The sequence below is a fragment of the Virgibacillus sp. 7505 genome (assembly GCF_002272135.1).
In the GTDB taxonomy this organism is placed as follows: domain Bacteria; phylum Bacillota; class Bacilli; order Bacillales; family Amphibacillaceae; genus Terribacillus.
This window is the reverse complement of sequence record NZ_NPBF01000031.1, coordinates 1-25,471: the sequence shown is the minus strand read 5'-3', so window position 1 is coordinate 25,471 and position 25,471 is coordinate 1. Positions and strand designations below refer to the sequence as shown.

Sequence of the window (25,471 nt, the reverse complement as noted above, 5' to 3'; positions counted from 1 at the left end):
GAAAGTGGCGAAGAAAAATATTTCTGTCAGAGGCGCCCGCGCCAATAACTTAAAAAATATCGATGTTGATATACCAAAGGATAGTCTAGTCGTATTGACTGGACTGTCAGGTTCAGGGAAATCCTCGCTCGCTTTTGATACCATTTACGCAGAAGGACAGCGTCGTTATGTGGAATCTTTATCTGCATATGCCCGCCAGTTCCTTGGCCAGATGGACAAGCCCGATGTGGATTCAATTGAAGGCTTGTCGCCAGCTATCAGTATCGATCAGAAAACGACAAGTAAGAACCCGCGCTCAACAGTCGGGACCGTTACAGAAATCTATGATTACCTGCGTCTTCTGTATGCCAGAGTAGGACGTCCTACTTGCCCGAGGCATGGTATTGAAATCAGCTCTCAAACAGTGGAACAGATGGCCGATCGTATTTTGGAATTCCCAGAGCGTTCTCGATTGCAGGTACTTGCACCTGTAATTTCCGGCAAGAAAGGTGAGCATGTGAAGGTGCTCGAAAAGCTTAAAGCGGAAGGTTATATCCGTCTTCGTGTTGATGGAGAAATGATGGAGATTCATGATGACATCAAGCTGGAGAAAACAAAGAAACACTCTATTGAGGTTGTTGTCGATCGTATTGTCATAAAAGAAGGTGTTACTGGTCGTTTGACAGATTCCTTGGAGACGGCACTTGCGCTTGGAGACGGAAAAGTCATCGTGGACGTGATGGATGTCGAGGAGCTGCTTTTCAGTGAGCATCATGCTTGCCCGATTTGCGGATTCTCTATTGGAGAACTGGAGCCTCGCATGTTTTCTTTCAATAATCCTTTTGGTGCGTGCTCGTCCTGCGACGGACTTGGTACGAAATTAGAGGTCGATCCCGATCTTGTCATCCCGAATAAGGATTTGACACTGCACGAGGGAGCCATTGCTGCATGGGAACCGACTAGCTCCCAATACTATCCGAAGCTTCTGGAAGCTGCCTGCAGCCATTTTGGCATCGATATGGATGTACCAGTGAACAAACTGCCGGAGGGACAGCTTGAGATCCTGATGAACGGTAAGAAAAAGGACAAGATCCACTTCCGCTATGAAAATGATTTTGGCCGTGTCAGAGAAAGCAATATCGAGTTCGAAGGTGTTCTGACTAATATTGCGCGGAGGTATCGGGAAACAACATCGGATTTCATCCGCGAACAGATGGAAAAGTATATGAACAACCGACCGTGTCCGAAATGTAAAGGTCACCGCCTGCGTGAGGAATCGCTCGCGGTTCTTATCAACGGACATCATATCAGCAATGTTACAGCCAAATCCGTGATTGAAGTGAAGCATTTCATGGAGGATCTTGAACTGAACGAGAAGGAAAGACAGATTGCCTTCATGATCACCAAGGAGATAATAGACAGGATCACATTCCTGAATAATGTCGGCTTGGATTATTTGACGCTTTCCCGTTCGGCGGGCACATTGTCTGGCGGAGAGGCGCAGCGTATCCGTCTTGCTACACAGATTGGATCAGCTTTAACTGGTGTCTTGTATGTACTGGATGAACCTTCCATCGGACTGCATCAGCGTGATAACGACAGACTGATCGAAACGATGAAACGAATGCGTGATCTTGGCAATACGCTTGTCGTAGTTGAGCATGATGAGGACACGATGATGGAAGCGGACTGGCTAATTGATGTCGGACCTGGTGCTGGTGAACATGGCGGGCAAATCACGAGTCAGGGAACACCAGCAAAGGTGATGAAAGATAAAAAATCCCTTACTGGACAATATTTATCTGGGAAGAAATTCATTCCGCTGCCTTTTGAACGACGCAGTCCGGATATGGAGCGTTCCATTGAAATCATCGGAGCAGAAGAAAATAACTTGAAAAAAGCATCTGCCAAGATTCCGCTTGGTTTGTTCACAGCGGTGACAGGTGTTTCTGGATCTGGTAAAAGTACATTCGTCAATGAGATCCTGCACAAAACCCTGGCACAGAAGCTCAACCGGAGCAAAATAAAGCCTGGTAAACACAAAGAAATTAAAGGATTGGAGCATCTGGACAAGGTAATCGATATTGACCAGTCTCCAATCGGGCGGACTCCTCGCTCGAACCCGGCTACGTATACCGGTGCTTTCGACGATATCCGTGATGTGTATGCCAGCACGAACGCTGCAAAGGTTCGCGGATATAAAAAAGGCCGTTTCAGCTTTAACGTGAAGGGCGGACGGTGTGAAGCTTGCCGCGGTGATGGAATCATCAAGATTGAGATGCATTTCCTTCCAGATGTTTATGTGCCATGTGAGGTTTGTCACGGTAAACGATATAACCGTGAAACACTTGAAATCAAATATAAAGGTAAAAGTATTGCAGATGTACTGGATATGACGATTGAAGAGGGATTGGAGTTCTTTGCCAACATCCCGAAAATCAAGCGTAAATTACAGACGATATCTGATGTGGGTCTTGGCTATGTAAAACTTGGACAGCCCGCTACGACATTATCCGGCGGTGAGGCGCAGCGCGTGAAGCTTGCCAGTGAATTGCATAAACGCAGTAATGGGAAGACATTCTATATTCTGGATGAGCCGACAACCGGCTTGCATGTAGATGATATTTCCCGATTGCTGAAAGTGCTTGAGCGTATTGTGGAAAATGGGGATACCGTCCTTGTTATCGAACATAACCTCGATGTTATCAAAACAGCTGACTACCTTATCGACTTAGGTCCGGAAGGCGGGGATCGAGGCGGAGAGATTGTAGCGACTGGTACACCGGAAGAAGTGGCAGAGGTGCCCGCATCCTATACAGGGAAGTACTTGAAGCCGATTCTTGAGCGTGACCGCGAACGTACGACTAGCCAGATAGAGTATGCAACGCATGTTGCGGAACGCTAAAAGGGATACAGCGTGGCTTTTGCTCGCTGTATCTTTTTACATAGGAAAACGTCAAGATGAGCATTACAGTGGAATTTGTAGTAAAATATTTGTTTAGATATAGCTTTGGAAGGAGCGACTTACGGTGAAGCCGATTGATTTGAATGAAGTGCAAGAACAAATAGATGCATTTGCTGGGAAAAAAGTGTTTATACATCTGGAAACGACAAATGGTGCATATGCTAATCATGTAAACGAAAAAGCGTACAATGTTGGTGCTTTTATCCGGAATGCACAGATGACTTATGAGCATGGCAAGATAAAAGGTGCTGGAACGGCCTATCGCGTTGGATTGAAAACAGACAATGGCTGGGTTTACGCAGAAGGACTGAATGCCTGGGAATTGGATGATAAGAATCGTCTGCTCATGGCTGGTCATGATCGGGAAGGCCGATTGATGGTTTCATTGGAAATAAGCGAGACAGCGTTCTAAGGAGGAGCAATAATCATGGAAAAACACGTAGTAGTCATCTTCCCGCATCCGGACGACGAAGCTTTCGGAGCTGCTGGTACAATTGCTAAGTTCAGACAGGAGGGTGTGCCGGTTACATATTTGTGCGGTACGCTGGGAGAAATGGGACGCAATATGGGTAATCCAACCTTTGCGACTCGTGAGTCTTTACCTGAGATTCGGAAGAAGGAATTGCAAGATGCTTGCAAGGTGATGGATGTGGAACTGCAGATGCTCGGTTACCGGGATAAAGTGCTGGAATTCGAGGATCTTTCGAAAGTCAGTGATCATTTGAAAGAGCTGCTTGAGAAAATCAAACCAACACTTGTAATCACGCATTATCCGGAATATGCAGTTCACCCGGATCATAATGCACTTGGTGCAGCTGCAATCGATGCTGTGTCACGGATGGAGGAAAGCGCCCGTCCGAAAGTTTGGGCGCAGGCGTTTATGCGCGGATACCAGGAGATCTTAGGAAAACCTGACGTCGTACAGGATATTCGTCCTTTTGTAAAAACGAAAGTGAAGACGATTCTTTGCCATAAATCCCAAGCGCAAGGTGTGCTTGGTAATGTTACTGGAGCAGAACTTACAGAAGAGAACATGGAAGCCATCGCACTGGAACATTTCAAAGAGGAAACATTCTATACTTGGAACTTCGAAAACATATAATCCGTATATGTGAAAAGGAGGCTATGTATGAGAACAGAGAGAAAGAGAATCCTGAAACAGCTGGAAGAGGGGAAGCTCACAGCCGAGGAAGCAGAACTGCAGCTTGCGGCTCTTGATGAGCGGGCCTTTGGTGCTGTACAGGAGCAGGATACGAACGAAGAGAAGGAACTGGTAGTCCAAGAGCTTGTGACGGCAGGGGAAGAATCTAAAACACAGCGCACTGGGGGCAAAACAGCTAAGAAAAAGAATGTTGGGCCGAAAGTGCTGCAATATGTGCAGCAGGCTTTCAGTAAGATAAAAAATGCAGACCTTGATCTGAATTTTGGTGATCATTATACAGTGGACCATATTTTTCAGGCTGATGAGACATTCGCAAAATTGGAGCTGAAAATCTATAATGGCTCCATTACGGTCAAGAGCTGGAATGAGCCTTTGGCGCGGCTGGAGACGAAAGCGAAGGTCTATCAGGAGGAAGATGAGCAAGCAGCAAGGAAACGGTTCACTGATAAAGCATATTTCGCTATTGCAGATGGCAAACTGCAGTTTTCCCTGCAGGATAAACGAATCAAACCTGAAATTACATTGTACGTTCCGGAAGCTGTATATGAGGAATGTATCGTAAAGACCTTCAATGGCACGATTCGTGTAGATTCCGTTAGCAGCACGAACATATATTGCAAAACGACGAATGGAAGCATCGATCTGCAAGGAGGAGGCGGTTCAATCGTCAGTGCAGAAACCTCCAATGGCAGCATCAAGCTGAAGCAGGTGACAGCAAAGGATCTTCTATGTGAGTCCGTTAACGGCTCGCTTCGACTGGAAGGAAGCTTCCGCAAGCTCGATGCGCAAACGTTCAATGGCAGCATCCATTGCGAGTGGCATAATGAAGATCCTGACAGTGCCTTCTTCAAGGCTACCAATGGGAGTATCCGCTTGAAATCTTTAGCGCCTATCCCGCTTAACGGAAGGATTACGACAAATATCGGATCCCTGCATTGTGATTTGGATGAATATATCGTCATTGATGAATCGAAGGAAGTTGTCAAAAAGGCTCTCAAATTCGAAACGCATCCAGCTGCAACGGAGAAGCTTCACCTGGAAGCGAACACGAAGACAGGTTCTGTCTGGGTCCTTCCGTAACATGGAGATAGCTTATGCTTAGATGGATTTTGACTCTATTGCTGAACAGCGTGTCACTGGTTATCGTCAGCTATATATTCGATTCTTTTTATCTAGAGGGATTTGGTACCGCCATCCTGGCAAGCTTCATTTTGTCGGTGCTTAATCTCCTAGTGCGGCCAGTGCTGATCGTGTTGACGCTGCCGTTGACTGCTTTGACATTTGGATTGTTTTTGTTTGTTATCAATGCAGTAACCTTAATGATCACACAAGGTCTCATTGGAGAGACTTTCATAATCGAGGGATTCGGTACAGCGATCATTGCGGCAATCATCCTTGCATTGCTGAACCTTATCCTGAATTGGCTCATCCGTGATCGGATCACGAGCTGAAGCAAGCTCTGCGGCAATAGCTGCAGGGCTTTTTTGTGCCTAGGTATCTATCTTTTCTGGAAGTATGCTAGAATAAACAAGAATTGTTAGGATGGAGGGTTCTTATGGCAAAAGTGGTCATTCAAGATTTATTGGATCGTTTCAATCTGGAATTGCTGACAGGGGATACAGGCGTACAGCGTGAGATTTTCATGAGTGATATTTCCCGTCCTGGTATAGAGTTGACTGGTTATTTTAAATATTATCCGAAAGATCGGCTGCAGCTGTTCGGGAAGACTGAGCTTTCTTTCCTTGAGGAACTGACAAGCGAGCAAAAGCGTGAGCGTTTCGAAAAGATATGCTCAGATGTGACGCCTGGTCTTATCATCACAAGAGGCCAGGAAGTGCCGCCTGAAATGAAGGAAGCGGCAGAAGCTGCTGGTGTACCGATATTGCGTTCACCACATAAGACGACGCGCGTCATCAGCCGGATCACGAACTTCCTGGAGGCGAAATTTGCACCGTTTACCGCAGTCCATGGCGTATTGGTGGATATTTACGGTATAGGTATTCTGATCACTGGACAGAGTGGTGTTGGTAAGAGTGAAACAGCATTGGAGCTCGTCAAACGCGGGCACCGTCTCGTTGCCGATGACAGTGTGGAAATCCGCCAGGAGGATTATGATACCCTTATCGGAAATTCTCCTTCTTTAATCGAGCATTTACTGGAAATTCGGGGGTTAGGCATCATCAACGTGATGACGCTGTTTGGCGCGGGTGCAGTGCGCAGCCACAAGAAAATTTCCATCGTCATCAACCTGGAAACATGGGATCAGTCGAAACAATATGATCGAGTCGGTCTGGATGAAGACACGATGAAAATCATGGATGTAAATGTGCCGAAGATGACAGTACCAGTCCGCCCTGGACGCAACTTGGCAGTCATCATCGAAGTAGCTGCGATGAACTTCCGTCTGAAGCGTATGGGCGTGAATGCAGCTGAAGAATTTTCACAGCGTCTTACCAAAATGATTGAAACTGGAAAAGATAATGAGGGAGATATGACGGATGGAAATGTGTGAAGTACAACCGCTTAACCGGGTATTTCTGCAGCTCGGTTCAGTGTCGATTTATTGGTATGGCGTCATTATCGCAGTCGGTGCGGCGCTGGGACTATGGCTTGCTATCCGCGAATCCAAAAAACGCGGATTACATAAAGATACATTCGTCGACTTCCTTGTATTTGCGATACCAGCAGCCATCATTTCGGCACGAATCTATTACGTCGTTTTCGAATGGGAAAGCTATGCGGATGGTCCGTTTTGGAAAGTGTTTGCAATATGGGAAGGCGGCATCGCCATCCATGGTGCTTTGATCGGTTCCATCATCACAGCAATTATTTTCTGCCGTGTGAAAAAGATTTCCTTCTGGAAGCTGGCGGATATAGCGGCTCCTAGTTTAATTCTTGGACAGGCAATCGGGCGCTGGGGCAACTTCATGAACCAGGAAGCGCACGGTGGACCTGTTTCAGCAGAAGCATATCAAAACTACATTCAGTATCTCCCGGATTTCATCAATAACCAAATGTGTATTGATGGCGTTCTTTATCACCCAACATTCCTTTATGAATCATTATGGAATATACTTGGGTTCGTTATTTTGCTCGTCCTTCGCAGAGTGAACCTGAAGCGCGGGGAAATGTTCTTGTTCTACCTTGCTTGGTATAGTCTTGGACGCTACTTTATCGAAGGAATGCGGACAGATAGTCTTGTAGCTGAGGGATTGCGTGCAGCGCAAATCGTCTCGATCGTGGCCATCGTCATTGCGATAATTATAGTTATTATCCGCCGGCGTCCTGGTGCGAATACACCTCGTTATAAAGATTAAGAAATAGGGAGGCGAGTGCGAAATGGCAATCACGACATTGTTGTTTGACCTTGATGGAACGCTGATAGATTCTAATAGTCTGATTCTAGCTTCATATACTGCTACACTGGAGCGGTATACGGGGCGGACGTATGAGCGGGAAGAACTTCTTCCGTTCATAGGTCCTCCGCTGAAGGATGTGTTCGAAAATATCGATCCTGTAAGAGCGGAAGAAATGATTGCAGCATACCGGGAACACAATCTGAAGCATCATGATGCTTACGTTGAGGCTTACCCGTATGTGGCAGAAACATTGCAGCAGCTCAAGCAGGCTGGCTTCAAGCTAGGTATCGTTACGACGAAGATGCGCGATACTGCTAGGCGAGGGCTGCAGGTATGCGGGCTTGGCGGATTGTTTGATGTGGTAATCGGGTATGATGATATCAAACAAGCAAAACCTCATCCAGAACCCGTTATGAAAGGTTTGGAGGCGCTCGACAGCTTGCCAGAGGAAGCGATCATGATCGGAGATAATTACCATGACATCGAATCTGGTAAAAATGCCGGCACTAAAACTGCGGGTGTGGCTTGGTCAATCAAAGGCAAGCAATCTTTGCTGGCTTATGGACCGGATTATATGCTTGAGGATATCCGTGACTTATTCGATATCGTAAAGGAAGAAGTACATGCGCAAAACGGAAAGCTATCCCGTTAAAGGGCCGAATTCGCTTTGGCAGCTTTATAAAACAGTTTCCTTTTGGAAGGTAGTAAAGAATTTCATCGTCATCCAAATTGGCCGCTATACGCCTTTTCTTGGTGTGAAAAATTGGCTGTATAAGATATTTCTTAAGATGAATATCGGCCAAGAAACAGCACTGGCTCTCATGGTCGTGCCTGATTTCCTCTTTCCGGAGAGGATCAGGATTGGTAAGAATACGATTATCGGCTATAATACGACGATTCTGGCTCATGAGTATTTGACGACAGAATACCGTCTTGGTGACGTCACTATCGGGGATAATGTGATGGTAGGAGCCAATACGACGATACTGCCAGGTGTCACGATAGGAGACGGAGCGGTTGTCTCAGCTGCCACGCTCGTCCATCGGGATGTGCCTCCTGGTGCGATGGTCGGCGGTAATCCGATGCAAGTGATTTATACAGCAGAACAACGCAAGAACAAGCAGACAACTTAGTGTGTCTGCTTGTTTTATAAGGAGGAAAAGAATGGATTTAGGACAGCGCATTTTGCCTGCAGCTCGTAATGAAAGAGACTTCGACGAATTGCTTCAGCGGGAAGATATGCAGATGATGGTCCTGCTCGAAACAAGGATTGCACAGCTTCCTTCCCAGATCAAATATGCGAAGAAGGCTGGTAAGAAGGTGTTTCTGCATGTCGATTTGATACAGGGATTAAAAACGGATGATGCGGGTATGGACTTTGTCTGTCAGCGTCTGAAACCGGATGGCGTCATATCGACAAGGACGAATGTCATCCATGCAGCTAAAAAATATAAGATAACTGCAGTTCAGCGATTATTTCTAATTGATGGACATGCATTGGATCACAATCTTTCTTTGATCAAGAAAACACAGCCGGACTTTATCGAAGTGTTGCCGGGGTTAATTCCTCATATGATAAAAGAAGTATCCGAGCAAGTAGGCATCCCGGTCATCGCCGGAGGGCTCATTCGGACCCGTGAAGATGTGGATTCTGCATTGGAAGCAGGTGCGACAGCGGTTTCAACTTCTAAAAAAAGTTTGTGGTAAGTTGTTGACACCGCTTTCAAATAGGTGTAAAGTCTACCTATAAGTTAATATTTATGATCGGAGATACGGAGAATCCATTACCTTTTTAGTACACGCCAAAGGGCATACTATGTTATATTAGGTGATGGATTTTTCTTATCCAAAAGACAGCGCTTCCTTGTAATATTTTTAGGATGATCTTAGCTATTTTCTATGATTCTTCTGAAGCGCAGTTATTTTGGACGCTTAATGAAAGCGCTCTCCAAAAAAATCTATCAACAAAGGGGAAAATCGTTATGAGTATCTTCGCAGCCGAAACAATCGGCACAATGGTTCTAATACTCTTCGGGGGAGGAGTTGTAGCAGTAAGCAACTTGAGTAAGTCAAAAGGGGAAGGCACAGGCTGGATCACAATTACAATTGCTTGGGGTCTTGCAGTAGCTATGGGTGCCTATGCAGTAGGTGGCTTCTCGGGAGCTCACTTGAATCCAGCAGTGACACTTGGTTTGGCGATTAACGGAGATATAACTTGGGGTCAAGTACCAACATATCTAGCAGGTGAAATGCTAGGGGCATTCTTGGGTGCTGTACTCGTATTCCTAGTCTATTTGCCGCACTGGGCGAAAACGTCCGATCCGATGGCAAAGCTATCTGTTTTCTCTACAGATCCTGCAATTGATAGTCCTGTTTCTAACATGCTGACAGAAATCATTGGCACTTTCATCCTAATGCTTGGTATTCTATTCATTGGAGGCAACTCTTTAGCAGAAGGATTCAATCCATTATTAGTAGGTTTGCTCGTAGTTGTAATCGGGATGGCGCTTGGAGGTCCGACAGGATATGCTATCAACCCAGCCCGTGACTTAGGTCCGCGTATCGCTCATGCATTGCTGCCTATCCCAGGCAAAGGTTCTTCAAACTGGAAGTATGCGTGGGTTCCAGTTGTTGGTCCGCTGCTTGGTGGCGCATATGGTGCATATTTCTATAACGGATTTTTCAAGGAAGACTTGCAAGTAGGTTTCTGGATTTTATCTGCTGTCATTTTAGTTATCATTATCGTTGCAGTCCGAGGGGAACTTGCAAAAGCTAATGCTGAAGCAGCAGCGACTAATGGTGTGAAAACAAGGGGGATTAAATAATGGAAAAATTTATCATGGCACTTGACCAAGGTACAACAAGCTCACGCGCAATCTTGTTCAACCACAATGGCGACATTGTGGAAACTGCACAAATGGAGTTCGAACAGTTCTTCCCGCAATCCGGCTGGGTAGAGCATGATGCGAACGAAATTTGGACATCTATCTCTGCATGTATGGCAGAAGTGCTTCGTAAAGCGGATATCGACGCGAAACAGGTTGCGGGTATCGGTATTACGAACCAGCGTGAAACAACAGTCGTATGGGACAAAAACACTGGCCGTCCGATCCACAAAGCAATTGTTTGGCAATCCCGTCAGACAGCTGACATCGTAAATGAATTGATTGAAAAAGGCCATAATGATTTATTCCGTGAGAAAACAGGTTTATTATTAGATGCTTACTTCTCCGGAACAAAAGTGAAATGGATCCTGGATAATGTGGAAGGCGCACGTGAAAAAGCTGAGAACGGCGACTTGCTGTTCGGTACAATCGATACATGGCTTGTTTACAAGCTGTCCGGCGGTAAAACACATGTAACGGATTATTCCAATGCAGCTCGTACATTGATGTACAACATCCATGAATTGAAGTGGGATGACGAGCTGTTGGAAATCCTTGATGTACCGAAATCAATGCTTCCGGAAGTAAAACCTTCCTCAGAAGTGTATGCCAACACAATCGATTATCACTTCTTCGGGGAAGAAGTACCAATCGCTGGTATCGCTGGTGACCAGCATGCTGCCCTATTCGGTCAAGCTTGCTATGAGCCAGGTATGGTTAAAAACACCTACGGTACAGGCTGCTTCGTCCTTATGCATACAGGTGAGGAAGCTGTAAAATCTGATCATGGTCTGTTGACAACAATCGCTTGGGGTCTTGATGGAAAAGTGGAATATGCGCTGGAAGGAAGTATCTTCGTAGCAGGTTCAGCAGTTCAATGGCTGCGAGACGGCTTGAAGATCATCGAATCTTCTCCGGATAGTGAGCGTCTGGCTACTAGTGTTGCCGATAATGGCGGTGTTTATGTCGTTCCTGCTTTCGTAGGTCTCGGCACACCATATTGGGATAGTGATGCTCGTGGTGCAATGTTTGGTATCACGCGCGGCACAACTGGTGCGCATATCACACGCGCAACATTGGAATCACTTGCTTTCCAATCCAAAGATGTAGTTGACGCAATGATCGAGGATTCCGGTATCGATGTGAAGCAGCTTCGTGTTGATGGCGGTGTCGTGAAAAACGATTTCCTTATGCAGTTCCAAAGTGATATGCTTGATGTAGATGTAGAACGTCCAGTCATTCAGGAAACAACAGCCTTAGGTGCTGCCTACTTGGCTGGTTTAGCAGTCGGCTTCTGGGAAAGCCGCGAAGCGATCGCTAACAAATGGCAGATCGATCGTACGTTCAAACCGAATCGTTCCAAAGAAGAAAAAGATCAGCTCTACGCAGGCTGGAAAAAAGCTGTGGAAGCGACACGTACTTTCAAGTAATATAACTTTTCAAATCGGGAAGAGCATGTTATACTGAAATCACAAGTTAATGATTCGGCCCGAGACTTTGGAGAGACCGCGAATATCTATACATTGTATGGATTATTTGTGGTCTCTTTCTGCTTTCTATACATGACTTCTACACTAATGGGGTATAGAAATAATGGGAGCGCTGAATCTAAAAAGGAGTGTTCATGCATGACTGTTTTCTCTAGTAAAAAACGTAACGATATTTATGCAAATTTAACTGATAAACCTCTAGATGTTCTTGTAATCGGTGGTGGGATCACTGGTTCTGGTATTTCTCTAGATGCAAGAATGCGCGGAATGAACGTAGGTCTTGTTGAAATGCAGGACTTTGCAGCAGGTACTTCTTCTCGTTCAACAAAATTGGTTCACGGTGGTTTGCGCTACTTGAAGCAATTTGAAGTGAAAATGGTTGCTGAAGTTGGTAAAGAACGTGAAATCGTATATGAAAATGGTCCTCACGTAACAACACCAGAATGGATGCTGCTTCCTTTCCACAAAGGTGGAACATTCGGTCCGTTTACAACAAACATCGGATTACGCGTCTATGACTTTCTTGCAGGAGTAAAAAGAGCGGAACGTCGTACAATGTTGAAACGTGATGAAGTATTGGATAGAGAGCCACTAGTTAAATCGGAAGGTTTGCTGGGCGGCGGTCGTTATGTAGAATACAAAACAGACGATGCGCGTTTGACTCTTGAAGTTTTGAAAAAGGCCGTGGAAAAAGGTGTCCACGCAATCAATTACACAAAAGTGATTGAATTCATCTATGATGCTGGCGGTAAAGTGACAGGCGTTGTAGCAGAAGATCTTACAACTGGTGAAAAACACCGTATCTTCGCGAAGAAAATTGTAAATGCCGGCGGTCCATGGGTAGATACACTTCGTGAAAAAGACGGTTCTAAAAAAGGCAAAACGCTGCATCTTACAAAAGGTGTGCACTTGGTATTCGATGGCGAGCGTTTCCCATTGCGCCAAGCGGTATATTTCGATACACCAGATGGCCGTATGGTTTTCGCTATTCCGCGTGAAGGCAAGACATATGTCGGTACTACAGATACAACTTATAAAGGTGACATCAAGCACCCAGTTATGACAGTTGAAGATCGTGACTATATCATCGATTCCATTAACTACATGTTCCCAACAGTGGAAATCACAAAAGATGATGTGGAATCCAGCTGGGCAGGTCTTCGTCCGCTTATCCAGGAAGAAGGCAAGAAGCCTGGTGAGATTTCCCGTAAGGATGAAATCTTCGTTTCTGACAGCGGTTTGATTTCCATGGCTGGCGGTAAGCTTACTGGCTACCGTAAAATGGCAATCGAAGCAGTTAATCTTGTGGCTGATCAGTTCAAGAAAGAGGAAGGTATCCTTTATTCCCAAGCGGATACGAAGAACCTTCCGATCTCTGGTGGAGAAGTCGGCGGATCCAAAGGCTTCGAGCGCTTCAAAGAACGTAAAGTGGATGAAGGAAAAGCAATTGGTCTTTCTGCTGAAGATGCACTTAAGATGGTAAGCCGTTACGGAGCAAACGTTGATAAAGTATTCGAGCGCTTCGAAACGCTGAAGGATGAAGCAAAAGCTGCTAACATCGATCCGCTTGTATTTGCACAGCTTCGTTATGCAATCGAAGAAGAGCTTGCATTCAAACCAGTCGATTTCTTTGTTCGACGTACAGGTGCTTTGCTATTCAACATCAACTTTGTTCATACAAACAAAGATGCGGTTATCGATTACATGGCTGAAACACTGGGCTATTCTGCAGAACAGAAAGCTGAGTATACTCGCGAGCTAGACGTATTGGCGAAAGAAGCAGTTGTGCCGGTTAAAGAAGACGACTTGCAAACTGTGTAAGCTTCCTCATCAAGAAGAGACTGTTTCCCTAAGGGGGAGCAGTCTTTTTTTCTTCAAGTGTAGGAGCAAATGTGGAAATATGGTATACTTCATGGGATATCTAAAAGCAGTAGGAGGAAACACATGCAAACGCTGGAACCAGCAGAGCAGCAGGCACGACCGTCAAATATCATCCCCTTCATTCCAGAAGGAGATTTCTATTATACAAAGGGTATTGAAGCCTATCGAAGCGGTAAGCTGGACAAAGCTATGAAATGGCTTAATAAAGCGATCGAAAAAGAACCGACGGAAGTGATCTATCACTGCCAGAAGTCGGTTATTTTTACGGAAATGGGATCATTCCATAAAGCAATTTATATACTGGATGACATCATTAAAGAGCATGGAGATGATTACGCGGAATGCTTTTATTTGCTTTCCCATAATTATTCCAAGCTTGGTTACATGCACGATGCAGAGAAGTACGCTAACTTGTACCTGGAAATGGATCCGGAGGGTGACTTTCGGGAACAGGCAGAAGAACTATTGACGTACGTGGAAGCCGAGGGAGAGGACGATGAGCTTTGGACAACAGAGGAAGAAGATGAGCTCATCATGTTCCAGGAGTCGGCGTTTTATTATTTAGAGCGGGAAGAATGGCAGTTTGCTTTGCCTATTCTGGAAGAAATGATGAGTATGTTTCCAGAACATATGCTTGCGAAGCACGAGTATGCTAAAGCACTTTTCTTTTCCGATAATCAAAAGGAAGCAGTGCGAATGGAAGAAGAGCACTTGCTGAGTGAACAAGTTTCTGTTTACACTCATGTGAATCTTGCTATGTTCTATCATGACATGGGCCAATTCGACCAAAGAGACGAACATCTTCGTCTGCTTCGCAATATCTTCCCTATCCATGAAGAGCAGCATTTACGTATCGCATGTGCCTTTTCCATGACAGGATACTATGAAGACGCCGTCGAGCGCTTCCTTCATCTGGATAAAAGACGAGTGAAAGGACATGCTTCCTATTATAAGTGGTTCAGCTTGGCGGCGAAGAAGGCTGGTAACGGAGCTTATGCTGAAAAGCTATGGCAAGAAGGCAGCCGCAGATTCAGCCATCTGACAAAAGAAGATTTTTATTGGCTTTCTTAAAAGCTATAGGCAGAAAGATGGACGTTATGCGCAGAATCTTATATGCTAACGAGTAGATAACACGACTGATAAAGAGGAAAGGGGTTAATTTACATGACTGAAGAAAGAATTTATGACGTGATCATTGCAGGTGCGGGACCAGCTGGTATGACTGCAGCAGTCTACACTTCCCGTGCGAATCTGGATACGCTTATGTTAGAAAGAGGTATTCCGGGCGGTCAGATGGCAAATACGGAAGATGTAGAGAACTATCCTGGTTATGATTCCATCCTAGGACCTGATCTTTCCAACAAAATGTTCGAGCATGCGAAGAAATTCGGTGCGGAATATGCGTACGGAGATATTAAGGAAGTGAAAGACGGCAAGGAATATAAGACTATAATCGCCGGAAACAAAGAATATAAAACACGTTCCCTTATCATTACTACAGGTGCTAAGTGGAAAAAGCTTGGTGTACCGGGCGAGGATGAATTGAGCGGACGCGGTGTTTCTTATTGTGCCGTCTGTGATGGTGCGTTCTTTAAAAATCGTGAATTGATCGTAGTCGGCGGAGGAGACTCTGCTGTTGAGGAAGGTGTTTACCTGACTCGTTTTGCTGATAAGGTTACAATCGTTCACCGCCGTGACAAATTACGCGCACAGCCGATTCTGCAGCAGCGTGCTATCGCAAATGAAAAAGTTGAATTTATTTGGGATACAACTGTTGAGGAAATCAATGGTGAAAATAATAAAGTATCCAGCGTAACGCTTTTGAACCAGCGTACTGGAGAAAAATACGAAAAAACTGCTGATGGTGTATTCATCTATGTCGGAATGGTACCATTGAGCGAACCGTTCCAATCTCTTGGCATCACAAATGATCTCGGCTATATTCATACGAATGAACGCATGGAAACATCTGTACCAGGTGTTTTCGCGGCTGGGGATATTCGTGATAAAGAGCTTCGACAAATCGTGACAGCAACAGGAGACGGCAGTATTGCTGCCCAAGCTGCTCAAGGCTATGTGGAAACTCTGAAAGAAGAGCTGAATGCTATCGGCAAGTAATCAGCTAGGCCCTTCCTGTAAATGATTCTTAATGCTGCTGTAACATGGGCGACATAATCATTTGCTATACTGGTTTTAACTAATTGACCCCCTTTTAATAGATAAATTAGTTATTGGCATAGGTGTCTCGGCACCTATGCATTTTTTTTTGTTCTTTTAGGGATTAACGGCGATTTTTGGTGAAGACTTAGGAAACATAATACTGTTTGAAGATAAACAGAAATAGTATAATATAGAGTGATGTGTAAAACGAACCGACATGTCCACTTACACAGAGAAAGAGGTGGAAGCATGCAACGTGTTGCAAACTGCATCTTGGCAGTTGATGACAAAGTTCTTTTATTGAAGAAACCGAGTAAAGGATGGTACTCAGCGCCTGGCGGAAAAATGGAACTAGGTGAGTCCGTCAAGGAAACTGCTGTCCGGGAGTTCTGGGAAGAAACAGGATTGACGATACATGAACCCGAGCTTCGAGGTACGTTTACTTTTGTTATAAAGAAAGGCGAGAAAGTTGTGCATGAATGGATGATGTTCACCTTCTTCGCTGAGGAATATACTGGTGATCTGCTTGAAGAAAGCCAGGAAGGTAAGCTGGAATGGATAGATAAAAAGAAAATCAAGGATTTGCCGATGGCAGAGGGAGATCGGGATATATTCGCCCATATGTTCAACACAGATGAGCCATTGTTCGGCACATTCGTCTACACGGAGGATCGCCAGCTGCTGCAGTCCAAGCTGGATCCGACGACACCAGAATAAAACGGGGGATACGCATGGAGAAACAGTTGAATGAAACCAAGCTCGTCATCATTACAGGTATGTCCGGAGCAGGCAAAACGGTTGCCGTTCAAAGCTTCGAGGACTTGGGTTACTATTGTGTGGATAATTTGCCCCCGGCACTCCTGCCGACATTCCTTGATTTGATGCGTGATGCTGCCAATGATATTAAGAAGGTAGCACTTGTCATGGATTTGCGAGGCAGGGAATTCTTTGATTCTTTGTTTGAAGCATTGGACAAGCTGACACAGGAGAATTGGCTGGAGCCGCAAGTCTTATTCCTCGATTCAAAGGATGAAGTGCTCGTAACCAGATACAAAGAAACACGCAGGACGCATCCGCTTGCGCCGGAAGGTCTTCCTCTGGAAGGTATCCAGCAGGAACGTGCACTGCTTGATCAAATGCGTGGAAGAGCACAATTCATCGTGGATACTTCGACTCTGAAACCGAAGCAGCTCCGCGAGAAAATCATGAAACGCTTCAAGGATACCGATTATGAAGAGTTCACTGTTCAGATGCTGAGTTTTGGTTTCAAGTACGGGCTCCCAATTGATGCGGATCTTGTCTTTGATGTACGTTTCCTTCCGAATCCTTTCTATGTAGAGAATCTCAGACCGCAAACGGGCTTGGATGAACCTGTTTCGTCTTATGTATTCAAGTGGTCTGATACGCATACTTTCCTGCAGAAGCTTGAGGATATGCTCACCTTCATGCTGCCTCAGTACCGCAAGGAAGGCAAAAGCCAGCTTGTGATAGCCATTGGCTGTACTGGCGGGCAGCATCGTTCGGTAGCTATCGCAGAGTACCTGGCAAAAAGGTACAGCGATAATTATGCGACGCATGTCACGCACCGTGATGTAGAAAGGAAAAGCCACTGATGATAAGGAAAAAAATAGTTGCAATCGGGGGCGGAACAGGTATGCCTGTTCTGCTGCGCGGATTAAAACAGCTTCCGGTGGATCTTTCTGCAATTGTCACGGTAGCTGATGATGGCGGCAGCTCAGGTAAACTGCGAACCGAGCTTGCGATGCCGGCACCAGGGGATATCCGTAATGTCATCGCCGCATTGGCCGATGCAGAACCGATGCTGATCGATTTATTCCAGCATCGGTTCAAGGATGGCAATGGATTATCGGGGCATTCGATGGGGAATCTGCTGCTGGCGGCGATGACCTCTATATCCGGGGACTTTTATAATGGAATCAAAGAAATATCACGTGTACTTAAGGTGAAGGGCAATATTTATCCGATTGCCAATCAGAATGTCGTGCTGCATGCAGAGATGACGGATGGAGAGATTGTGACGGGAGAATCAAATATCCCGCTTGCGAATAAACAGATCAAACGAGTATTTGTCAGTCCGCTGCCGGTCAAACCATTGCCGGATGCGATCGAAGCGATTAAGCAGGCTGATTTGATTGTCATCAGTCCAGGTAGTCTCTACACGAGTGTTATGCCGAACCTGATTGTACCTGAGATTGAGAATGCCTTACGAGACGCACCTGGCAAGGTTGTCTATGTATGTAATGTAATGACGCAATACGGCGAAACGACGGGTTATACAGCAGGAGATCATATTCAAGCAATACATGATCATATCGGAGTCGATATTGTCTCGACAATCGTCGTCAATAATAGTGCGATTGAGCAAGATATTCGTGAAAATTATGCAGAAGAGCATGCCGAACCGGTCGTATATGATATCAGCCGCTTAAAGTCTTTAGGTCTTGAAGTAATTGAAGCCGATATTATCGATCATCACCAGCGCAAGCTTCGGCATGATACACATAAAATAGCTAAGCTGCTTTACGCAATGCTGTAAAAGCGAGGCACGAGAAGGGGGGAGAGCTTCGTGAGCTTTGCATCAGAAATAAAGAAGGAATTGACGACAATTCCAATTGAAATGACGGATGTAAAAAGCGAGCTTGCAGCTTTGATCCGGATGAACGGCTCTGTCTCCTATTCGAGACAGGAATATATGCTGGATGTCCAAACAGAGAATGCGGCCATCGCAAGACGTATCTATACACTGCTGAAGGCGATTTATCAGCATCCTATCGAATTACTTGTACGAAAAAAGATGAAGCTGAAGAAAAACAATGTGTATATCGTGCGACTGAATAAACAAGTGGATGACCTGCTGCGTAATCTGGAAATCCTCGAAGATCAATTCACTTTTGTCCGTACGATCAGCACATCTTTCACAGATACCGCTGAAAAGCGCAGAGCCTACTTGCGTGGTGCATTTTTGGCAGGTGGATCGGTAAATAACCCGGAAACATCCTCCTACCACCTGGAGATATTCAATACGCATAAAGAACATAGTGATGCGCTTTGCGAGCTGATGAACACATTTGATCTGCACGCCCGCAGTACGGAGCGCCGCAAGGGCTTTATTACTTATTTGAAGGAAGCGGAAAAGATCACGGAATTTCTCAATATTGCAGGTGCTCACAGTGCATTGTTTAAATTCGAGGACGTCCGGATTGTCCGGGATATGCGTAACTCAGTTAACAGGCTGGTCAACTGTGAAACAGCGAATCTCAACAAGACGATCGGAGCTGCCTTCCGCCAAGTCGAGAATATCAATTTCATCAAAAACACAGTGGGAATTGAGGCTCTTCCTGATAAGCTGCAGGAAATCGCTGAACTTCGCGTCCAGCATCAGGATGTTTCGCTCAAAGAACTCGGCGAGCTGGTTTCCACCGGAAAGATCAGTAAATCCGGAATCAACCATCGCCTTCGCAAAATAGATGAATTTGCGGATAGACTTCGTAATGGAACATCTATTAAAAAAGCGTAAGCAGGTATAAAGCCGATATAGCTTGTGGTATACTTAGAAGACACTCAATTGGGTGTTTTCTTTTTCATGATTTTGATAGCGCTTACTTGGAAGATGGGAGGAATCACATGTGATCCAAAAAACCTTGCGTGTCACCCTGGATACTGGTTTGCAAGCCAGACCTGCAGCAAGCTTCATCCAGCAAGCCAATCGTTTCAGTGCCTCTGTGTTTGTGGAAAAAGGGAACAAATCGGTAAACGCCAAAAGCATCATGGGGCTGATGAGCCTGGCTATCGCCCAAGAAGAATTGATCACCTTGAAAATCGAAGGCTCGGATGAGGCGGAAGCAATGGAGGAGCTGACAGCCTTCATTACCGCTCCCTCAGCAGCCAGCTGATTTTCCCGCAGAAAAGTCCTGAATAATTCAGGGCTTTTTTTTGCTAATATGTGGTAAGTGAGGCTATCCTAGTGTAGGCTATGTATTGTAAGATTTTTATAAGAAAGAAAGGAGATTACATTTTGAACGCAAAACGTTGGATCGCCATCGGTATCGCAGCGGGGCTGCTCGCCATATCGGTCGGTTTTCAGACCTTGTTCGCTGTGATAAATAGCAACTTCACAGACGCGATAGATACAGCAACAGGAAGCACTTTTCTGAGTGAAGAAATTGTGGAAGATGGAGATGTGATGAATCGGATTGCTGTATTGAAAGTGGAAGGCACGATTCAGGATACGGGAGAAGAAGCTTCGCTATTGGGAAGCGGTACATATAATCATGCAGCCTTTTTAGAGCAGTTAGAGCAGGCGGGCATGGATGATACAGTTGGTGGTGTCATCATTGAAGTGAACAGTCCTGGAGGCGGAGTTGTCGAAAGTGCTGAAATTCACGATAAGGTAGTTGAAATACAAGAGGAATACGGAAAACCTGTCTATGTATCGATGGGGAACACGGCAGCTTCCGGCGGCTATTATTTAGCGGCAAGTGCGAATAAAATTGTCGCACACCCAGCTACACTGACAGGATCAATCGGTGTTATCATGTCTACACTCAATTATGCGGAGCTTGCGGATAAGATCGGTATCAAAGAGGAAGTTATCAAGAGTGCGGAGCATAAGGACATCATGTCTGGAGCAAGAGACATGACGGATGAAGAGCGTGATATCCTGCAGTCCATCATCGACGATATGTATGCTGACTTTGTCCAAGTCATCGTAGACGGACGCGGTATGCCGGAGGATAAAGTACGTGAGCTTGGTGACGGACGTGTGTATTCTGGTAAACAAGCAATGGAAAATGGTCTCGTCGATGAATTAGGAGATCTGGAGGATACTATCGCTATGATGAAAGAAGAGCAAGGACTTGAAAACGCGGAAGTATTCGAATATACAGGAGATGGCTTTGGTATGGGCTCCTTCTGGGCAACAGCAGCCGAAGGTCTGTTTGTTTCGGATTCTGATCTGCTTGGTATCAAGCAGCTGATGGGTAAATCGAACTCACCTGAAGCTATGTACCTTTATACGGAATAGGAGGCGTTAGAAGATGGATAAAGAGAAACGTGAGCATCCAGAAGAACTGACGTCATCCGATCAGGATTATTCCAGAACAGATATACCTGAAACAACGGACACTGACGACTATACCGCGTCGGAAAAAGCAGCGGATGCCTATGAAAATACGTTTCAGGGGAAGCAAGCTGCTGAGATAAGGAATGACCAACAAGAAACAGAGATTTCTTTGACACCATTAGCAGGTGAACGACGCTATGCAGGATTTTGGATGCGATTTTGGGCATATATCGTTGACCTAATTGTCGTATTCAGTTTGACGGGTTTGATCGTCAAGCCATTCACGATGATTGATTCCTTCCGTGAAGCGATGCTTTGGATCTGGAGCGTCAGCGGTCTGCTTGGGGGTTTGGTATTTTTCGCTTATTTCCTGTTCATGACGAAATGGCGCGGGCAGACATTAGGCAAAATGATATTCGGCCTTCGAGTCATTCGGAAGGACGGAGAGAGGCTGTCATGGTCAGATACACTGATCCGGGAAGTAGTCGGCCGTTTCATTCATCGTCTTCTGTTTTTGTTTTTCCTATATGCAGTAGTAGCTTTTACACCAAAAAAGCAAGGCTTACACGATTTGTTCGCTGACACACTTGTTATCCATGAAAAAAGCCATCCAGCATAAATGCTGGATGGCTTTTTCTTATGTCTTAAACTGGTTTTTTCTCCATTACTTTGTCGATCAAGCCGTAGTTCACTGCTTGTTCAGCTGTAAGGAAGTTATCACGGTCTGTATCGCGCTCGATTACTTCAAGAGGCTGACCGCTGCGTTCTGCCATGATTTCGTTCAGTTTCTTTCTCATTTCGATGATACGACGAGCGTGGATTTCGATATCACTTGCTTGTCCTTGTGTACCACCCAGCGGCTGGTGAATCATGACTTCACTGTTTGGAAGTGCATAACGCATGCCTTTTTCACCAGCAGTCAATAGGAATGCACCCATGGATGCAGCCATACCGATGCAGATAGTGGATACTTTCGGCTGGATGAACTGCATTGTATCATAGATAGCCATACCTGCTGTGATGGATCCGCCTGGTGAGTTGATGTATAGGGAAATATCTTTTTCTGGATCCTCTGCTGCTAGGAATAACAGCTGGGAAACGATGCTGTTGGCAACATTATCATCGATCGCGCTGCCAAGCATGATGATCCGGTCTTTTAGCAAACGGGAGTAGATATCGTAAGCGCGTTCTCCTCTGTTTGTCTGTTCGATAACTGTAGGGATTAGATTCATGGTAGATCCTCCTTTGGATATGAGCTCATTATTCTAAGTAATGACTAACCTTATCTTACCTAAAAGGTCAATAAAGGTCAAACAAAATACTTACTTTCTTTCGCCTATTCCATGCTTCCCTAGTTGGAAGGCATATAAACGCTTGAAATAGAGTCTCTCGTTAACTTTGACTTTTAAATGGTAAACTCCTGCAAGCTGGTTTATTTTTCATTTAAATTACATCATCAGGAAATGGTTTAGAAATTTTACCAGGTGGAATGTAATCAGCGAAAAGCAAAAAACTCTAGGAGGTAACACATGTTCAACCATTCGAAAGTACTACAATATCCAGCAAGACCAGACAAACCGGACGCGCTGTTTGCGAAGAAAATGCAGGAAATCTTGGGTGGACAATTCGGTGAAATCACTGTAGCCTTACAATACTTATTCCAAGGATGGAGCGCACGAGGCGAGGAGAAATATAAAGATTTGATCATGGATACAGCAACTGAGGAAATCGGTCACGTTGAAATGATCGCAACAATGATTGCCCGTCTTCTAGATGGAGCGCCTGTTAAAGATCAGGAAGAAGCTGCGAAGGACCCTGTCATCGGTGCTATCCTTGGCGGTATGAATCCACAGCATGCCATTGTTTCAGGTCTTGGACCACGTCCGACAGACAGCAATGGTGTTCCTTGGAATGCAGGCTATATCATCGCAAGTGGCAACCTTCTAGCAGATATCCGTGCCAACATCAACGCTGAATCGCAAGGCCGTCTGCAAGTAGCACGACTATATGAAATGACGGAAGACCAAGGTGTGCGCGATATGCTATCCTTCCTGCTTGCACGTGACTCTATGCACCAAAACCAATGGATTGCTGCAGCGCGTGAACTGGAAGAGAAGAACGGCATCATCGTACCAGGTTCCTTCCCGAGAGAATTGGAAGTGGCGGATTATGGCCATACGTTGATCAACTTCTCTGAAGGGGAAGACTCCAAAGAAGGCATTTGGGCAAATGGTACAGCTCCTGATGGCGGTCAATTCAACTATCAAGAAGCGCCAACAGCACACGGTGAAAAACAAGAGCTGCAGCCAGCACCAGAATATATGTATCCAAAATAAGCAGAAGCCCCCGGTGAGGGGCTTCTTTTCTATTTAAAAAGAACTTGCTTATAACTGCTGATTATCGTATAATTATCGTTGTCACATTAATTACATATGCGCTCGTAGCTCAGTCGGATAGAGCGGTGGTTTCCGGTACCACGTCTGCCGGGGGTTCGAATCCCTCCGAGCGCGCTAATAAATGCAGTAATAGCAAGGGTCGAGGCGAAATGCCACCCTTGCTATTTTTTTGCTCAAAAGCAGTTTGCAAACATTTTGCAAACCTACGGGTTCCGAAATAAAATTTATCCCTTCTTTTATTGAAAAGCTGGCCCAACATTTCAGCACCTGCTGATTGCATAGCTGGAATTAGATGAGAGTAGGTATCTAATGTTATGCTGGCATGTCCTAATCGTTCCTGCACAACCTTAGGATGAACACCCATCTTCAATAAAAGAGTTGCATGAGTGTGCCTCAACGAGTAATGATATTCGTTTTACTCCTGAATTCTCTATAGTGCGCCAAACACCTTATTTAAATTTGGAGGAGTAATATAGTTTCCAGTATCGGTTGCATTTACTAAATTATAATCCATACCTAGTTAGGATTCTATTGTGCTTTTTCTCTTGGTTCGACTTATGTCTCTTAAGGAGTAATATCGTTTCCTCATCTAACGAGATAGTCCGATAACTGGTAGGAGTTTTAAGGACGTTTGTCAGTTCGTATCGTCCCTGACTGTCTAGTTCCTCTTTTATCTTAAGTTGTTGCTGGACCGAAAGGATACGCTGATCCAAATCAATTGAATCCCATCGTAAACCCAACACTTCACCTTGGCGCATGCCTGTCATTAATGCCAGATATATCGGCATATAGTACTTTTCTTCAAATAAAGACTCCAGAAACTTTTGAACTTCTTCTTCATTCCAAACTCTATTTTCTTTTTTGGGACTTTGGGAGCATCAATCTTACTTAACAGGTTTTTATTAAGTCCGTATTGAACTCCAGCTGCAATGGCCCTACTTAATATTCTATAAATGTGTCTCTGTGTTCTTTTGCTTAAACCTTTATCTTCAAGAGAATCCATGAAAGAGGCAATGTGATAATCTTTGACCTTGTTAGTTTGCCATTTACCTAGTGCTGGGATTACAATCCTGGTCACGAAAGAAAATTACAACTGTTGAGGGTGTGCGTGCAGAACAAATTCAGTTTCAATCAGAGTCAGTCAAAATCTTTTGGACAATATCAGCAACGCCCCGCTGGGAATGTACCGGAGTGGTTTGAGCAACAGAAACAAGAGACACAAAACAAACAGACAGCATCACCTTCTCCAGCTGAAGGAACTGCAGTTGATGTTGGAAAGATGCTGAGACAATTGAATGCCAATAAAGTTAAGCAGGCGAGACGAGGAGGTAGAGCACATGACTTTGAACTGCAGTTGCAGTGATTGTAATAAGAGTATGGAGATAGATAAACAGTACTACGAAAAAGCAGAAGAATTTGGAGGACCTTTCTGTCCAGATTGTGGCAGGAAGGTGTATCTGATTCAGTAGGCAGAGCAGATCGAGGAGTAAGGAAAAGGAAAACAAAAAACCCCTTCAAATCTGGTTAAGGGGTTTCTCGAAAATTAACTCAAAATATGCAGCTGACCCGTATCCCTTGGTTGAAGGAGCAAATATTTGAATAAATCTCCAACCGGTAGATGCATGTTCGTTAATGATATCCTGATAATCTTCTTTAGGTTTACTGTTCCAAGTACCTAGTTCAACTTTAACAAATTTGTATTCGAACATTAGAATCACCTCTGAGTTAATATACGGATGAAATGGATGATAGTTTCTAAAAGTTCACAAATTACAAAGGGAGGACGCGTTCTATGTGCGGAAAGGGTCGAGTTAAAAGGTTGTACTAAATTGGTCATGATCTTGCTGGGCTTTGCAGTGATAATTCTGAGCTTCTTGTACATAAACCTAAACCCTAAGAAGCAACAGATAAACACTGAAAGGATTTTGTTAGATTTAGAAAATTTGTCTGCAGTGTTAGGTATTACTAAGAGGAAGTATTATTGTAAGAAAAGAATTGCTTTATTGAGGATAGCTACAGCGGTGAGTATTATTTAGTTGCTAATTGAATACAAATAATAGGGAAAATATTAAATAAATGGTTTTATTTACAAAATAATGCTATATTCAATT

Annotated in this window: 27 protein-coding genes, 1 tRNA gene and 1 pseudogene; 25 read left to right on the top strand and 4 right to left on the bottom strand. The window is 44.8% G+C overall.

Going from position 1 to position 25,471, the window contains the following annotated elements:
* Positions 1-4 precede the first annotated feature (4 nt).
* The 22 genes from uvrA to CHH91_RS14155 all read left to right on the top strand — a co-directional run bounded on the left by uvrA (position 5) and on the right by CHH91_RS14155 (position 21,583).
* On the top strand, positions 5-2,884 hold the full coding sequence (gene uvrA, locus CHH91_RS14260) for an excinuclease ABC subunit UvrA (protein ID WP_095224119.1): 2,880 nt from the start codon (positions 5-7) through the stop codon (positions 2,882-2,884).
* Between the two features lie 124 nt (positions 2,885-3,008).
* Entirely contained in the window at positions 3,009-3,356 is a 348-nt protein-coding gene (locus CHH91_RS14255) for a YojF family protein (RefSeq protein WP_095224118.1), read from the top strand.
* A 15-nt stretch (positions 3,357-3,371) separates the two neighbouring features.
* Positions 3,372-4,046: a bacillithiol biosynthesis deacetylase BshB2 gene (bshB2, locus tag CHH91_RS14250; RefSeq protein ID WP_095224117.1), complete on the top strand. Its 675-nt coding sequence runs from the start codon at positions 3,372-3,374 to the stop codon at positions 4,044-4,046.
* A gap of 27 nt (positions 4,047-4,073) precedes the next feature.
* Complete coding sequence (locus CHH91_RS14245; RefSeq protein ID WP_095224116.1) at positions 4,074-5,186, top strand: DUF4097 family beta strand repeat-containing protein; 1,113 nt, start codon at positions 4,074-4,076, stop codon at positions 5,184-5,186.
* Positions 5,187-5,200: 14 nt separating this feature from the next.
* On the top strand, positions 5,201-5,557 hold the full coding sequence (locus tag CHH91_RS14240) for a phage holin family protein (RefSeq protein ID WP_095224115.1): 357 nt from the start codon (positions 5,201-5,203) through the stop codon (positions 5,555-5,557).
* Positions 5,558-5,661: 104 nt separating this feature from the next.
* Positions 5,662-6,618, top strand: coding sequence for an HPr(Ser) kinase/phosphatase (gene hprK / locus CHH91_RS14235; RefSeq protein WP_095224114.1), 957 nt, complete (start codon positions 5,662-5,664; stop codon positions 6,616-6,618).
* Positions 6,605-7,423 carry a prolipoprotein diacylglyceryl transferase gene (gene lgt / locus CHH91_RS14230; RefSeq protein WP_095224113.1) on the top strand — a complete coding sequence of 273 codons (819 nt, stop codon included), beginning with the start codon at positions 6,605-6,607 and terminating at the stop codon, positions 7,421-7,423. The genes hprK and lgt overlap by 14 nt, the downstream gene beginning before the upstream one ends.
* 22 nt (positions 7,424-7,445) lie before the next feature.
* Positions 7,446-8,117, top strand: a complete 672-nt coding sequence (gene ppaX, locus CHH91_RS14225; protein ID WP_095224112.1) for a pyrophosphatase PpaX — start codon at positions 7,446-7,448, stop codon at positions 8,115-8,117.
* Positions 8,089-8,598, top strand: a complete 510-nt coding sequence (locus CHH91_RS14220) for an acyltransferase (protein WP_095224111.1) — start codon at positions 8,089-8,091, stop codon at positions 8,596-8,598. Before ppaX ends, CHH91_RS14220 begins: the two co-directional genes overlap by 29 nt.
* A 31-nt stretch (positions 8,599-8,629) precedes the next feature.
* Positions 8,630-9,172, top strand: a complete 543-nt coding sequence (locus CHH91_RS14215; protein ID WP_095224110.1) for a glycerol-3-phosphate responsive antiterminator — start codon at positions 8,630-8,632, stop codon at positions 9,170-9,172.
* A gap of 275 nt (positions 9,173-9,447) precedes the next feature.
* Entirely contained in the window at positions 9,448-10,290 is an 843-nt protein-coding gene (locus CHH91_RS14210; RefSeq protein ID WP_095224109.1) for an MIP/aquaporin family protein, read from the top strand.
* A complete protein-coding gene (gene glpK, locus CHH91_RS14205) occupies positions 10,290-11,780 on the top strand; it encodes a glycerol kinase GlpK (RefSeq protein ID WP_286160791.1) in 1,491 nt (496 codons plus the stop codon). Before CHH91_RS14210 ends, glpK begins: the two co-directional genes overlap by 1 nt.
* Positions 11,781-11,978: 198 nt before the next feature.
* The gene (locus CHH91_RS14200; RefSeq protein ID WP_095224107.1) at positions 11,979-13,661 is read left to right on the top strand and encodes a glycerol-3-phosphate dehydrogenase/oxidase; all 1,683 of its coding nucleotides are present in this window, start codon (positions 11,979-11,981) and stop codon (positions 13,659-13,661) included.
* Positions 13,662-13,784: 123 nt separating this feature from the next.
* Positions 13,785-14,792: a tetratricopeptide repeat protein gene (locus CHH91_RS14195; RefSeq protein WP_176465801.1), complete on the top strand. Its 1,008-nt coding sequence runs from the start codon at positions 13,785-13,787 to the stop codon at positions 14,790-14,792.
* A 93-nt stretch (positions 14,793-14,885) separates the two neighbouring features.
* On the top strand, positions 14,886-15,839 hold the full coding sequence (trxB, locus tag CHH91_RS14190; RefSeq protein ID WP_095224105.1) for a thioredoxin-disulfide reductase: 954 nt from the start codon (positions 14,886-14,888) through the stop codon (positions 15,837-15,839).
* Positions 15,840-16,130: 291 nt separating this feature from the next.
* On the top strand, positions 16,131-16,598 hold the full coding sequence (locus tag CHH91_RS14185) for an NUDIX hydrolase (protein ID WP_093880390.1): 468 nt from the start codon (positions 16,131-16,133) through the stop codon (positions 16,596-16,598).
* 14 nt (positions 16,599-16,612) lie between these two features.
* Positions 16,613-17,494 carry an RNase adapter RapZ gene (gene rapZ / locus CHH91_RS14180; RefSeq protein WP_095224104.1) on the top strand — a complete coding sequence of 294 codons (882 nt, stop codon included), beginning with the start codon at positions 16,613-16,615 and terminating at the stop codon, positions 17,492-17,494.
* Positions 17,494-18,438 carry a gluconeogenesis factor YvcK family protein gene (locus CHH91_RS14175; protein ID WP_095224103.1) on the top strand — a complete coding sequence of 315 codons (945 nt, stop codon included), beginning with the start codon at positions 17,494-17,496 and terminating at the stop codon, positions 18,436-18,438. The genes rapZ and CHH91_RS14175 overlap by 1 nt, the downstream gene beginning before the upstream one ends.
* Before the next feature lie 30 nt (positions 18,439-18,468).
* Positions 18,469-19,419, top strand: coding sequence for a DNA-binding protein WhiA (gene whiA / locus CHH91_RS14170; RefSeq protein WP_095224102.1), 951 nt, complete (start codon positions 18,469-18,471; stop codon positions 19,417-19,419).
* 109 nt (positions 19,420-19,528) lie between these two features.
* A complete protein-coding gene (locus tag CHH91_RS14165; protein ID WP_095224101.1) occupies positions 19,529-19,795 on the top strand; it encodes an HPr family phosphocarrier protein in 267 nt (88 codons plus the stop codon).
* 122 nt (positions 19,796-19,917) lie between these two features.
* The gene (gene sppA / locus CHH91_RS14160) at positions 19,918-20,925 is read left to right on the top strand and encodes a signal peptide peptidase SppA (protein WP_095224100.1); all 1,008 of its coding nucleotides are present in this window, start codon (positions 19,918-19,920) and stop codon (positions 20,923-20,925) included.
* A gap of 13 nt (positions 20,926-20,938) precedes the next feature.
* Positions 20,939-21,583, top strand: a complete 645-nt coding sequence (locus CHH91_RS14155; RefSeq protein WP_353615329.1) for an RDD family protein — start codon at positions 20,939-20,941, stop codon at positions 21,581-21,583.
* 25 nt (positions 21,584-21,608) lie between these two features.
* Here CHH91_RS14155 and clpP read toward each other — a convergent pair whose 3' ends face one another.
* The gene (gene clpP, locus CHH91_RS14150; protein WP_038564644.1) at positions 21,609-22,196 is read right to left on the bottom strand and encodes an ATP-dependent Clp endopeptidase proteolytic subunit ClpP; all 588 of its coding nucleotides are present in this window, start codon (positions 22,194-22,196) and stop codon (positions 21,609-21,611) included.
* A gap of 297 nt (positions 22,197-22,493) precedes the next feature.
* Here clpP and CHH91_RS14145 point away from each other — a divergent pair, with 297 nt between their 5' ends.
* Together CHH91_RS14145 and CHH91_RS14140 are read left to right on the top strand one after the other, a co-directional pair.
* Positions 22,494-23,300 (top strand): manganese catalase, encoded by an 807-nt coding sequence (locus CHH91_RS14145; RefSeq protein WP_095224099.1) that lies wholly within the window; start codon positions 22,494-22,496, stop codon positions 23,298-23,300.
* A gap of 98 nt (positions 23,301-23,398) precedes the next feature.
* Positions 23,399-23,474, top strand: a tRNA-Arg gene (locus CHH91_RS14140).
* Between the two features lie 190 nt (positions 23,475-23,664).
* Here the strand turns inward: CHH91_RS14140 and CHH91_RS14135 are convergent.
* Together CHH91_RS14135 and CHH91_RS21490 are read right to left on the bottom strand one after the other, a co-directional pair.
* A pseudogene (locus CHH91_RS14135) lies at positions 23,665-23,757 on the bottom strand (tyrosine-type recombinase/integrase); the annotation flags it as partial.
* A gap of 106 nt (positions 23,758-23,863) precedes the next feature.
* A complete protein-coding gene (locus CHH91_RS21490) occupies positions 23,864-24,148 on the bottom strand; it encodes a tyrosine-type recombinase/integrase (protein ID WP_483372406.1) in 285 nt (94 codons plus the stop codon).
* A gap of 320 nt (positions 24,149-24,468) precedes the next feature.
* Between CHH91_RS21490 and CHH91_RS14125 the strand changes: the two genes are divergently transcribed.
* Entirely contained in the window at positions 24,469-24,723 is a 255-nt protein-coding gene (locus tag CHH91_RS14125; protein ID WP_095224097.1) for a hypothetical protein, read from the top strand.
* Between the two features lie 151 nt (positions 24,724-24,874).
* Here the strand turns inward: CHH91_RS14125 and CHH91_RS14120 are convergent, their stop codons facing one another.
* Entirely contained in the window at positions 24,875-25,069 is a 195-nt protein-coding gene (locus CHH91_RS14120) for a DUF4177 domain-containing protein (protein WP_095224096.1), read from the bottom strand.
* Positions 25,070-25,471: the final 402 nt, after the last annotated feature.